The sequence below is a fragment of the Actinomadura sp. KC345 genome, assembly GCF_004348515.1.
Classification (GTDB): Bacteria; Actinomycetota; Actinomycetes; order Streptosporangiales; family Streptosporangiaceae; genus Spirillospora.
Genome location: NZ_SMKH01000034.1, coordinates 1 through 12,343 on the forward strand (window position 1 = coordinate 1; position 12,343 = coordinate 12,343).

The 12,343-nt window shown below is 70.9% G+C and carries 11 protein-coding genes and 1 riboswitch; of the genes, 4 read left to right on the plus strand and 7 right to left on the minus strand.

What is annotated here, in order from left to right:
- The 3 genes from E1281_RS08545 to E1281_RS08555 all read right to left on the minus strand — a co-directional run.
- The coding region (locus E1281_RS08545; protein WP_131876684.1) for an endonuclease/exonuclease/phosphatase family protein at window positions 1-831 on the minus strand (831 nt) is incomplete at its 3' end.
- 176 nt (window positions 832-1,007) lie between these two features.
- Window positions 1,008-2,192, minus strand: a complete 1,185-nt coding sequence (gene tuf, locus E1281_RS08550) for an elongation factor Tu (protein ID WP_131876686.1) — start codon at window positions 2,190-2,192, stop codon at window positions 1,008-1,010.
- Between the two features lie 234 nt (window positions 2,193-2,426).
- Window positions 2,427-3,662: an MFS transporter gene (locus E1281_RS08555; RefSeq protein ID WP_165958832.1), complete on the minus strand. Its 1,236-nt coding sequence runs from the start codon at window positions 3,660-3,662 to the stop codon at window positions 2,427-2,429.
- A 67-nt stretch (window positions 3,663-3,729) separates the two neighbouring features.
- On the opposite strand from E1281_RS08555, the gene E1281_RS08560 reads away from it, so the two are divergent.
- Complete coding sequence (locus tag E1281_RS08560) at window positions 3,730-4,932, plus strand: arginine deiminase (RefSeq protein ID WP_131876690.1); 1,203 nt, start codon at window positions 3,730-3,732, stop codon at window positions 4,930-4,932.
- 39 nt (window positions 4,933-4,971) lie between these two features.
- On the opposite strand, the gene E1281_RS08565 is transcribed toward E1281_RS08560, so the two are convergent.
- The 4 genes from E1281_RS08565 to E1281_RS08580 form a co-directional block, all read right to left on the minus strand.
- Window positions 4,972-5,511 (minus strand): ATP-binding protein, encoded by a 540-nt coding sequence (locus E1281_RS08565; protein WP_131876691.1) that lies wholly within the window; start codon window positions 5,509-5,511, stop codon window positions 4,972-4,974.
- Between the two features lie 391 nt (window positions 5,512-5,902).
- The gene (locus E1281_RS08570; protein WP_243716711.1) at window positions 5,903-7,924 is read right to left on the minus strand and encodes a PAS domain-containing protein; all 2,022 of its coding nucleotides are present in this window, start codon (window positions 7,922-7,924) and stop codon (window positions 5,903-5,905) included.
- Window positions 7,925-8,000: 76 nt separating this feature from the next.
- Entirely contained in the window at window positions 8,001-9,311 is a 1,311-nt protein-coding gene (locus E1281_RS08575; RefSeq protein ID WP_131876693.1) for a cytosine permease, read from the minus strand.
- Window positions 9,303-9,420, minus strand: a riboswitch (TPP riboswitch). It overlaps the preceding gene by 9 nt.
- Window positions 9,421-9,477: 57 nt before the next feature.
- Complete coding sequence (locus E1281_RS08580) at window positions 9,478-9,813, minus strand: rhodanese-like domain-containing protein (RefSeq protein ID WP_131876755.1); 336 nt, start codon at window positions 9,811-9,813, stop codon at window positions 9,478-9,480.
- Between the two features lie 46 nt (window positions 9,814-9,859).
- Here E1281_RS08580 and E1281_RS08585 point away from each other — a divergent pair, with 46 nt between their 5' ends.
- The 3 genes from E1281_RS08585 (at window position 9,860) to E1281_RS08595 (ending at window position 12,146) form a co-directional block, all read left to right on the plus strand.
- Window positions 9,860-10,321: an SSI family serine proteinase inhibitor gene (locus tag E1281_RS08585; RefSeq protein WP_131876694.1), complete on the plus strand. Its 462-nt coding sequence runs from the start codon at window positions 9,860-9,862 to the stop codon at window positions 10,319-10,321.
- Between the two features lie 512 nt (window positions 10,322-10,833).
- Window positions 10,834-11,073 carry a hypothetical protein gene (locus E1281_RS41755; RefSeq protein ID WP_243716713.1) on the plus strand — a complete coding sequence of 80 codons (240 nt, stop codon included), beginning with the start codon at window positions 10,834-10,836 and terminating at the stop codon, window positions 11,071-11,073.
- A gap of 656 nt (window positions 11,074-11,729) precedes the next feature.
- Window positions 11,730-12,146: a prevent-host-death protein gene (locus E1281_RS08595; protein WP_131876696.1), complete on the plus strand. Its 417-nt coding sequence runs from the start codon at window positions 11,730-11,732 to the stop codon at window positions 12,144-12,146.
- Window positions 12,147-12,343: the final 197 nt, after the last annotated feature.

Here is a 12,343-nt window from a genome sequence, read left to right on the forward strand (position 1 = left end):
GGTGGGGACGCTGCAGGAGACGCCGGCCGACTTGGTGACGAACAGGTAGTCGGTCTTGTCGACCGCGGTGCCCTGCCAGTTCTGGCGAGTGTTCGCGCCGGTCCGGGACGAGCCCGACTGGTCGCATTCGGCGTAGGCGTCGTAGAGGGGGTCGAGGGCCCGGCTGTCCGGAGTGTCGGCGAGGTCGCCGCCCACCAGGACGCGGCCGGTGCCCGCGAGGTCGACGAGCGCGCGGGCCTTCTTGCGGCGCGCTTCGCTGCCCTCGGACGCACTGAACTGCGTGACGCAGAGGCGGGTCGTCCAGGACGAGACCTCGCCGCAGAGGGCGACGTGCGCCTGGCCGGGAGGCGCGGGCAGGTCGGCCTCCTCGGTCCCTTCGAGCGGGGCATCGGTGCCGATGGCCAGGCCGAGACGCCCGTGGTCCTGCGCGCAGGACGGGCCCCCGGGCAGCGGTGCGAACGCCCAGCTCCATGTGCCCAGGGCCTTCTTGAAGTCGCGGACGTGGCCCTCGCAGACCTCCTGGAGAAGGACGGCGTTCGTGCTGACCTCGCGCCCGCCGACCTCGGTCGACCCCATCCGCTGGACGACCTGCTCGCCGAGATCCCCGGGGGCGGAGCCGAGCGGGCAGCCGGGCCTGGCGTCCCCGCAGACGTTCCAGCTCATCGCGTTCACCGTCACGGCTTCGGGGCGCGGCGCGGCGGCTCCGTCGGCGTACGCCGGGCGTCCGTCGCCCGGTAGGTCCTTGATGCCGGCGCCGGTGGCGGCCGCGGCGACGACCGCGGCGGCCGCGCAGACCGAGAGCAGGGGGATCAGGGCGCGGGGGGATCGCACACGTTCTCCAGGGGGACTGTCAGCGGGGTGATGGCGGAATCCCACCACATCAAGATCGCTTCCGCCACTCATTCGCGACCTGTCGGTCATTCACGATCCGGGCGTACGCATGTGGTGATCTCCGCTGCCCCAAGGCTAGGGGGTCCGGCGGACGGTGTCGCCGGACCCCCGTCCCGCTATCCGAGCATCTCGGTGACCGTTCCGGCGCCGACCGTCCGGCCGCCCTCGCGGATGGCGAAGCCGAGTCCCTCGGTCATCGCGACCGGCTTGCCCAGCTCGACCGCCATCTCGACCGAGTCGCCCGGCATGGCCATGCCGCCCTCGCCGCCGAGGTCGATGTCGCCGACCACGTCCGTCGTGCGGAAGTGGAACTGCGGCCGGTAGCCGTGGAAGAACGGCCTGCTCCGCCCGCCCTCGTCGGCGGTCAGCACCCGGACCCGCGCCCGGAACCGCAGGTGCGGCCGGATCGCGCCCGGCGCGCTGACCACCTGGCCGCGGCGGACCTGGTCCCGCTTGACGCCGCGCAGCAGCATCGCGGTGTTGTCGCCCGCCTCCGCGTGGTCCATCGACCGGCCGAACGTCTCCAGCCCGGTCGCGACCGTGCGGAACGACTCGCCCAGCCCGACGACCTCGACGGCGTCGCCGACGCGGACCGTCCCCTGCGCCATGACGCCGGTCACGACGGTGCCGCGTCCGGTGATCGTGAGCACGTTCTCGACCGGCATGAGGAACGGCTTGTCGAGCACCCGCCGCGGCACCGGCACGTACCGGTCGATCGCGTCGAGCAGGTCGTCGATGCGGGCCGTCCAGTACGGGTCGCCCTCCAGCGCACGCAGCCCCGACACCCGGACGATCGGGATCTCCTCGCCGGGGAACCCGTACTCCGACAGCAGCTCCCGCACCTCCAGCTCGACGAGGTCGAGCAGCTCGGTGTCCTCGACCATGTCGGCCTTGTTGAGGGCCACCACGACGTGCCGGACCCCGACCTGGCGGGCCAGCACGATGTGCTCGCGGGTCTGCGGCATCGCCCCGTCCTGCGCGGACACGACGAGCACCGCCCCGTCCACCTGCGCCGCACCGGTGATCATGTTCTTGATGAAGTCGGCGTGACCGGGCATGTCGACGTGGGCGTAGTGCCTGGTCGCGGTCGTGTACTCGACGTGCGCGATGTTGATGGTGATGCCGCGGTCGCGCTCCTCGGGCGCGCGGTCGATGCGCTCGAACGGCACGGCGGACGCCATCCCGCGCGCGGCGAGCACCTTGGTGATCGCCGCGGTCAGGGTCGTCTTGCCGTGGTCGACGTGGCCCATCGTCCCTATGTTCAGGTGGGGCTTGTCGCGCTCGTACAGCTGCTTGGCCATTGCCTCGTCCTCACTGGTGGATCCGGTGAGAACCCGTGCGCGTGCACGCGCATTCCTTGGACCACCCCCCTCCGCTGGTTCTCCGGAAGGCGGGACGGAGAGGGGTCAGCTTCGCGCGCCGTCGACGACGACGGCGTTCGCCGCCGCGACTGCCGAGAAGGCAGCCGGCACCGCGCTCAGCAGGACGATGCCTGCGAGCGTCCGGGTGCCGGCTGCGAAGAACATGCTCGAAGGCTACGAACCGCGCTTCACCACGTCGACCGGTTTTCGACGTGGGAGAACGAGCAGCAGCAGGCCGGCGGCCGCGCCCGCGAACTGGAACGCGGCGATCGCCAGGATCAGGCCGACCGGCCCGATCGCGGCGGCGGACGCGGCGGTCAGCGCGGCCCCGACCGCGGACGCGCCGATCTTCAGGCTGCCCGCCGTCGTGTTGACCTGGCCGAGCCGCTCCGGCGGTGACTCGCGCTGCCGCAGCATCAGCGTCGCGGCGAACACCGGCCCCTCGCTGACGCCCGCCGCCACGAACGCCACCGTCGCCCACGTCAGCGAGGGCGCCGCGGCGACCGCGGCGAGCGACGTCCCGAACGCGAGGAGCCCGGCGATCATGACCGGCTCCCCGTGCTTCGGCGTCAGCCACCGGCTGGACGCCAGGGACCCGATCAGCGAGCCGACCGCCAGCGCCACGAGCAGCCGCCCGCCCGCGCTGGGTTCCGCGCCGATGTGCTCGGCGAGCAGCACCGCCGTGACCGCGACACCCCCGAACCCCATCCAGGCGAGCGTCGTGGCCACGGTCAGCGCCCGCAGGACGCGTGTTTCGGCCAGCACGACCAGCCCACCAGTAATGACCGAAAACCATCCCCCGTGACCAGCCGTCCCCGAGCCGCCGGCCGAGCCGGGCTCGCTCGTCGGGCCGGGGAAGGGGAGAAGGGGGAGGGTCAGGAGGCCGAGGACGGCGACGGCGATGATCACGACGCCGGCGTACTGGCCGCCGGCGGCGGAGGCGAAGCCCGCGGCCAGGCCGGGGCCCGCGATCCCGGCGAGGTTGTAGCTGGACGCCTCCAGGCCGTACGCGCGGGAGAGCCGCTCGGCGGGGACGAAACGGGGCAGCAGGCTGGTCAGCGCGACGACGATCGGTTCGGTGCAGCCGATCACCGCGGCGACGAGGAGCGCGAGGACCAGCGGCGACCGTCCCGCCGTGGCCAGCAGCAGGGCGGTCGCGACGGCGTACCCGGCGGCCAGGGCGACCGCGATGCGGCGGGGGCGTCCGACCCGGTCCAGCGCCAGCCCGATCACGGGGCCGCTCAGGATGTACGGAAGCGTCATCGCGGTCTGGAGGTATCCGGCGGTGGCGGCGTTGCCGGTGCGGGCCTGGACGGTCAGGACCAGCGCGGTCGCGACACCCTCGGCGGACACGCGCAGCAGCGTCGCCGACGTGAGATGGAGCGGCAGCGCCGCCGTCCTGCCGGGCACGCCCGCATCCTGGCACAGCCCCGGTCCGGCCGATCCCGCAGGTCGACGCCCGCCTAGACTGCAGGGTGTGACGGACAGGACGCACGAGCACCGAGTCACCAGTGAGGTCGGGCGGTTGCGGACCGTCCTGCTCCACCGCCCCGGCGCGGAACTGAAGCGGCTCACGCCGCGCAACAGCGACAAGCTGCTGTTCGACGCGATCCCCTGGGCGGGCCGGGCGCAGGAGGAGCACGACGCGTTCGCCGAGGCGCTGCGGTCGCACGGCGTCGAGGTCCTGTACGTGACGGAGCTGCTGCAGGACGCGCTGGAGTACGAGACGGCGCGGGAGCAGGCGATCGCGGACGCCGTCGTCGACCTGCGCCTCGGCGACCAGCTCCGCCGTGTCGTCGAGGGCCATCTGCGCGATCTCGCCCCGGAGAACCTCGCGCACACGCTGATCGCCGGGCTGGCGCACGAGGAGCTGAAGGCCGGGCACGGCCTCGTCTACCGGCTGATGGACCGTCTCGACTTCATCATCGACCCGCTGCCCGGCCTGCTGTTCACCCGCGACAACAGCACGTGGATCGGCGACCGCGTGGCGGTGACGAGCCTGGCCATGGAGGCGCGGCGGCGGGAGGCGGCGCTGACCGGCCTCGTCTACGCGCACCACCCCCGGTTCGATGGTGTGGAGCCGGTGTACTCGCCGTCTCTTGAGCACCTCGAAGGCGGGGACGTCCTGCTGCTGCGCCCGGGCGTGATCGCGGTCGGGACCGGTGAGCGGACGACCCCGGCGGGCGTCGAGCGGCTGGCACGCCAGGTGATCGGGGCGGGGCTGGCGCACACCGTCCTGGCCGTCCCGATCGCGCAGGAGCGGGCGACGATGCACCTCGACACCGTGTGCACGATGGTCGACGTCGACACGGTCGTCATGTATCCGCCGGTCGCGCACTCGCTGGCCGCCTACACGGTCACACTCGACGACGGTGACCTGCGGGTCGCCGAGCCGCGCCCCTTCCTGGACGCCGCCGCCGAGGCGATGGGCCTGGACCGGCTCAAGGTCATCGACACCGGCCTCGACCCGGTCACCGCGGAACGCGAGCAGTGGGACGACGGCAACAACACCCTCGCCGTGTCGCCTCGCTTGTGCGTCGCCTACGAACGCAACATCGAGACGAACGCGCAGCTCGAGGCGGCGGGCATCGAGGTCATCCGGATCAGCGGCAGCGAGCTGGGCACCGGACGGGGAGGCCCCCGCTGCATGTCCTGCCCCATCCTCCGCGACGACATCTGACCACGGCCCGTTGATCGGGGCGGGCGTTGTGGAGTGGGGTCAGGCGGGGTAGGCGCGGCTGGTGGCGGGGCGGCTCCGGTCGGCGAGGTCCTCGTCCGGGTCGTCCATGAGGTCCGGGAAGTCGGACAGGTCGGGGACCACCGCCGCTGCCGCCGCCGGCGCGCACTTGCCGTTGTCGCCGGATGAGCTGGGGGCCCGCAGGACGGCCCAGACGGTGGTGGAGCCGTCCTCGTGGCGCACTCCCCAGCCGTCCGACAGCGCCTCGACGATGCCGAGCCCGCGCCCGCCGAGCGAGGAGAGCGTGCCGGGGCCGCGGCGGGGCTCGGTCATGGCGCCTCCGTCGCTGACCTCCAGTTCGAGGGCGTCCCCGCGGCGCAGCCAGCAGACCCGGACCTGACCGGACGGAAGCGGCCGCGCGTGCCGGAGGGCGTTGCTGATGAGCTCGCTGACGATGACGGTGGCGTCGTCGACGATGGACTCGTAAACGCCCGAGTCGCACAGCTCCGAGCTGAGGCGCTTGCGGGCGACCGCGACGCTGGACGGTGCGTGCGGCAGCAGTACGACGCTCGACGCCCTCACCTCCCCGTGCTTCCGCTTCCTCGGACGATTCCCGTCATCCCGCCTCCGGTATGACCGAAATGCCCTGATGGCCATGGCCGGAAACCCGAACGAAACAGTCTGCCACCTGCACAACGAGTCACCGGCCATCCGGTCACGGTGATCACCTTCGGATCGGACTCCCTTCACCAATGGTGACCATCAGAGGATCTATCCAGCCAACGGCGCACTTACTCCTCACGCGCGCGTTTCGTCCGTCACACCCCGGCGACACCGAACTTTCCCGCAGAGGCCAAGCCTGCCACCCGTTCAGACCGCTGATTACGCTGGTCACGCGGATGTCACCGCACCACGGGAGACGGAGTGTCCTTACGGTAAGTAAGCGGCGCCCGGGGCCGGAGCCGGCCGGGGGTCAGCCGGCGGCGCGGAGGACGAGCCGCATGCAGGTGCCGTCTCCCGGACGCGCGCCACCTGCGGGTCCGCGCCCCTCGGCGCCGCGCAGGAGCGTGTTCGGACGGCCGGCGGGCGGCCCCGCCCGGGCCCCCGCTCCCTTTTCTCCCCATCGGTGCGATTTCGTGTGAGATACCTCACGGTTGCCGCCATCGCCGGGGTGTGCGGAGATCGTTCCGCCCTGCGCCTCCGTGAGGCGTTTGACGATGTACAGCCCGAGCCCGATGCCGCCGAACCGGCGCCGGTCCCCGGCCTCCCCCTGGACGAACCGCTCGAAGATCCGCTCATGGTCGCCGGGCTGGATGCCGATCCCCTCGTCCACGACCGTCACCACGAGGTCCGACTCCTCCCGGGCGGCCCGGACGCTGACCGTCCCGCCGTCCGGTGAGTACTTGAACGCGTTCTCCAGCAGCTGGCCGAGGATGATGTCGGTCGCCATCGCGTCCCCCCGGCAGGGCGGCAGGTCCGGCTCGATCTCCAGCTCGACCCGGTGCCGCGGCGACAGCGACCGGAACCCGGCGACGACGCCCTCCAGGATGCGCGGCAGGTCGAACGACTCGATCGTCACGGTCAGCTCGTCGGCGCCCGCGCGCGAGCCCAGCAGCAGGTGCTCGACGAGCCGGCCGAGCGACTGGGCGCGCTCGGCGATGGTGGCGACGGCGGCGCGGCGGTCGGTGTCGGCCATCTCGTCCCACCGGTTGACCAGCGTGGACGCGAACCCCTGCACGACCGTGATCGGGGTGCGCAGCTCGTGGCTCGTCGTCGCGAGGAACAGGTCCTTGGCCTCCTCCAGCGCCTTGGCCTCGGACACGTCGCGGAAGTCCACGACCAGCTCGCCGGTCTCCTCGATCTCGGCGGCGAGCACGTTCAGCCACGTCCCCGACTCCAGCCGGAACGTCAGCATCTCCCCGAGCGCGGGCATGTCGAACGGCAGCGGCCTGCCGATCGCGTCCTCGGGCGGGATGCCGGTGAGCGTGTGCGCGGCGGGGTTCCACTGCCGGATGACGAGGTCGTGGTCGAGCACGGCGATGCCGTCGGCGCTGGAGTCGATGACGGCCCGCTCGTGCGCCCGCTGCCGGACGACCTCCGCGTAGGCGACGGCGTTGCCGACCGCGACGCCCGCGTGCCCGGCGAGCAGTTCCAGCAGCTCGAGCTCGGTGTGGCCGACCTTCCGCCCGGAGAACAGGGCGTAGAGCGCGCCGTACGGCCGGTTCTGCAGGTACGACAGGCCGAGCGCGATCGTGTGCAGGCCGGGCAGCTCCGACCAGATCAGGTCGCCGAGGCGCCGCTCCCCGGTCGCGAGCTTGACGGTCTTGCCGGAGCGCAGCAGCTCCCCGACCAGGCTCGGCCGCAGCTCGGCGGACGTCCCGCGCATGTGCTCCGGAAGCCCGGACATGCTGACGAGCCGCAGCCGCTCGCCCTCGATCCGGACGAACCCGCCCGCGTCGGCGCCGGTCAGCTCGATCAGCGCCCCGGTGATCCGGTCGAGGACGGTGGCGAGGTCCAGCTCGGCGTTCAGGTCGGCGACGATGTCGTTCAGCCGCCGGACGAGCCGGGCCCGCTCGGTCATGTGGTGCTGGACGATCTCGTCCTCGCCGACCGGGTGGTACACCCCGACCCAGCCGAGCAGCGTTCCGGACGGGTCCTTCAGCAGGCTCGTGTCGATCCGCACGTCGATGAGGCGGCCGTCCCGGTGGAACCGGCGGGTCGCGAACGAGATCTGCCCGCTCTCCGCCTCGCCCTCGCCCGGACGCCGCGTGAGCAGCCGCTCCTGGACGGCGTTGTGCTCGGCCTTCAGCTCGTCCGGGACGATCGGCGGGATCCTGCCGACCATCTCCTCCGCCGTCCAGCCGAACATGCGCTCGGCCGCCGGGTTCCACACCGTGACCCGATGCCGCTGGTCAACGGCCACGATCGCATCGGCGGCGCTCTCGAGGACGGCGCGCGCGATCGGATCGTGGACCTGGTGCTGCACGCCTGTCATCGTGCCACCGGACCCCGGCACGGCGCCGGGTAACTTACACCGAAACTTCCCACGTCATCCTTACCCTTTGGTAAGACTACCGCCTGGTAACCCTCCCGATCAGGAGGGCGGCGGCCCCGGCGACGAGGAATGACAGCAGCGAGGCGCTCATCCAGCTCTGCGGGGCGAAGCGGAGGACGTCCTGCACGCCCTGCCAGAAGCCCGCCCAGCCGGTGACGGTGCCCGGGTTGATGAGCTGGTAGACGACGAACCCGATCGCCCAGGCGCCGACCATCCCCCACCGGGACGGCGCCGTCCGCGAGACGTCCCACCCCTCCACATGGCGGCGGCCGAGGAAGAAGTCGGTGGCCAGGACGCCGAGCATCGGCACGAACACCGACCCGATCAGCGTCAGGAAGCTTGCGTAGTCGCCGATGTCCAGGGCCAGCGCGAGCACGGTGATCACGACGCCGAGCCCGATGCTCAGCACCCGGCGATCGGCGCGCGGAGCGAGGTTCTGGATGGACACCGCGGTCGAGTAGGCGTCGGCGAACGACTGGTCCGCTTCGCGCAGCACGAGCACCGCGAAGAAGACGACGCCGAGCGTGGCACCGAGGAAGGGGTCGAAGACGTCGTCGGTGTTGCCCGCGACCAGCGCCAACGCGAGCAGGCCGAGGATGTAGGCGACGATCTGCGTGACCGAGTACCCGACGGCCGCGGCGCCGAACGCCGCGCGCTCCGTCCGCGAGTGCCGCGTGTAGTCGGCGGCGACGGGCACCCACGAGATCGAGACGGCCAGCGCCGCGTCGGCCCCGAGCCAGAAGCCGCCCCACGACCCCTGCGTCAGGTCGGGGAGGGGCTCGCGGAAAATCTGGACGTAGAAGTAGACCAGCGCGATCGCCACGGCGACCGTCACGTACCGGCGCAGCAGGCGCACCGACCCGAGCGGCCAGATGGTCAGCGCGGTCGTGACGGCCCCGGCCGCGACCACGTAGCCCCAGCGGGGTATCCCGTCCCAGAGCACGGTCGCCGCGTCCGCGATGACGATCAGCTCGAACGTCCCCCAGCCGACGAGCTGCGCGATGTTCAGGACGGTCGGCGCGTACGACAATCTCGCACCGAACAGGCCGCGCAGCAGCACCATCGCCGGCTGGCCGGTCCGGGTGCCGGGCACCGCGGCGAGCCCGAGCATCAGCCCGCCGAGGACCGTCCCGACCGCCATCGCGGCAATGCCCGCCGCGATCGACAGTGTGGGGTCGCCCTCGGTGTCCGGCGCCAGAACCGTATAGGCACCGGAGAAGGCCAGCAGGCTCACCCCGAGGTTCGCCCAGAAGGCGCCCTGATCCCAGAACCCGAGGACCTTTGGCGCGGGCTCATCAAGGGTGTACGGAACCTCATTGGACGCCACGGAACACACTCCCTACGCCGGCATTACCCGGACAGGTTCATGCGGTCGGCGACGCCTGGAAGGCCGCCCTCTCAGCCCGGCTGTGGCCCGAGCTCCCGCGGAGACGTTTCGTTCAGTTGGCCCTTTACCCCTAGAAGGGGCGTAGATCACCTCAAGGTGAGGTTAGTCACGCGACGTACGGGCCGCCGTCACCGCCGCCCTCCATCGGGCGTCCGGCCTCGGACCAGTCCTTCATCCCGCCGTCGACGTTCTTGGCGAGCCAGCCGGCCTGGTTGAGCGCCATGGTCACCTGCGCGGACCGGGCCCCCGACCGGCAGATCACGAAGACCTCCTGGTCGCGCGGGACCTCCCCGGCGCGGTCGCCGAGCTGCCCCATGGGGATGTGGACCGCCGCCGGCGCGTGACCCGCGTCCCACTCGTCCTGTTCCCGCACGTCCAGCAGGTAGGCGTCCTGCGGAACGTCAGCGGCTCCCACGGCCGGCACGTCGTCCCCGTAATTCATCACACCCCCATGGAACCGCGCGAAGCCCCCCTGCGTCGAATCACCCATGCGGTATCGGACGCTCCTTTTCATTGCGCCCGGGCTGGCCGTGCTCCTCTCTTCGGCCGCCTGCGGCGACGAACAGACCAACGGAAACTCCGCCGGCAAGCCTTCGGGCGCCACGTCCGTCCAGCCTTCCGGCGCCCCGGCGGACCGCCTCACCGTCAATGTCAGAGCCTCCAAGGAGGCACCCGCCAAGTCCTGGACGCTGACCTGCGAGAAGCCGGGCGGCGACCACCCCAAGGCCGCGCAGGCCTGCGCGGCCCTCGCCAAGGCCAAGGACCCCTTCAAGCCCGTCCGCGAGGGCCAGATGTGCACCAAGATCTACGGCGGCCCCGCGGTCGCCACGGTCAAGGGCACCTGGCAGGGCAAGCAGATCGACGCCATGTTCACCCGCGAGGACGGCTGCCAGCTCCACCGCTGGACCCAGGTCGCCCCCCTCTTCGGCAACGTCCCCAAGGTCCGCTGAACGAGCCCTCCCCGTTCCGGCTCCGTTCCCGACCCACCAACGCCAGGCCCCGGCATCCCGCCGGGGCCTGACCTCTGCCGCGAAACCCGTCGGCGGACCACGACGACACCGGCCCCGCTGATCCTGGTCGGCCGCCCCGGCGGGCTGGACATGTTGCGCCCCCGACTGACGGCCAGAGCCCGACACTCGGCGGCGCACGGCTTCCCCGCGGCCACCATCGAACTCCCCGGCAGCGGCAACCGTCCCCGCTTGCCTGACGCCGACCAAGCCCGCGCCGACCTGCGCCGGGCCCTGGAGGCCAGCGAGCCGGTCGAGGGGGAGATCATCGACCGGCTCGTCCTCCCGCTGGTCGACAAGACGGTCCCGGAATGGCAGGCCGCCCTAAACGCCCTCCTCTCACTGCCGGAGATCGACGGCCCAGTCGGATACTCAGGGGGAGTGATCTCCATAGGCGTCCGACTGGCGGTAGTCGAGCCGCGCATCTCGGCCGCCGCCTGTTCGCCGGGAGTTTCGTGGCCCGCACCATCTTCGAGGAGACCCGGCAGGTCACCATTCCGCTGCACGTCCTGCTGCAGTGGGACGACGAGGGCAACGACCGGCAGATGGCCCTGGACCTTTTCGAGGCGTTCGGCTCCAAGGAGAAGACCCTGCACGCCAACCTGGGCGGCCACACCGGCGTCCCCCAGTTCGCAGGAGTTCCGGCTCCGTTCCCCCGTCAGGCCCCGCAACCTCCAAGCAGCGCCCGCCAGTGAGCTGCTACCTCACTTGCCCGGGATCATCGGTTGCTCGCCTCAAGCAAGTGATCCAACTAAGCTATGTTGCCTAAATCTCTAACTTGCCTCCTCAAGGAAAGTAGCTTCTGAAGGCAAGTTTGCTTGGCTGCTCCGGCCACTCGTGTCAGGATGACTAGGGTGAGCCTCAACGACGGTACTTCGGACTCGCTCCTAGAGCAGGGGTTGAAGGTCTTGCGCGACCTGCTCGGCTCAGGCTGGGAGGTCGCCGTCCAGCCCACCACGCCGGAGGGTGGGCGAAGCCTCGACGCGGCCGTGCCATGACCTGGCGGGCACGGTCACCGAGATCAATGCCCGCCTGAGGCCGTTCGCCACAGCGGCCACCGCGCCCCCACGGCGACGCCTGACCGACAGGCTCCGCGAGTTCACGCAAAGGTCGCCACGACATTGCGGCTGACGCGCACGCCCCTCGACCTCCTCCGGGAGGCGAGGGGCGTTCTCGTTGTTGGCAGTAGCAGCGCACCGACGCCAGGAGCAGGTTTAACTCAAGGCCGACCTGGGAGGCCTCCGTCTTAACTCATGGTTCGCCCTTCTCTTCTGCGCGATAGCATCATAAGTACGTGACGTACTTACCTGCGAGTGTCACCCTGGAGGCAGGCTGCGATGGAGGTAGTGCCATGACCGCTGTTCACTTCGACAGCTATACGGAGGCCCGTGCGCATCTCAAGGCTCTCCTTGACGCAGCCGAAGCAGGACGCGTGGCCACGGTGCGTCGCGAGTCGTCCACAACTGCCATCGTGGACGTCGAGAGATTGCGCCACTACCTCGCAGTGGTCAGTCCATCTCGTGCGCAAGTGGTATCGGAAGCCGACGGCTGGTCAATCTTCATCCCCGGGTTGCCGATCGCTGCGGACGGAGGGTCCTTTGACGAGGCCGTCACGGAGATGATCGATGCGCTGCGTGAGTACGCCGAAGACTGGCAGGACCATCTGCTCGATACTTCGAACCACCGCGAGAACTGGGGGCTGGTCCAGCTGATCAGCCTCAGCGATGATGAGCAATTGCGTGACTGGCTGGTGGGGAAGGCGCGGTGACCTGGCCGCAGCCTACGCGTGATGACCACGACCGCTTCTGCCGGACGGAAGGGTGGCGCCCGGTGCGGAATGCCCGCGGGCGAACGGGGACTCACCACGTCACCTATGAGTTGGATCTTGCCGACGGCCGAATCCTGAGGACTCGCATTTCCCACCCGGTCGATCGGAGTACATATGGCCCCAGTATCTGGGGCCAT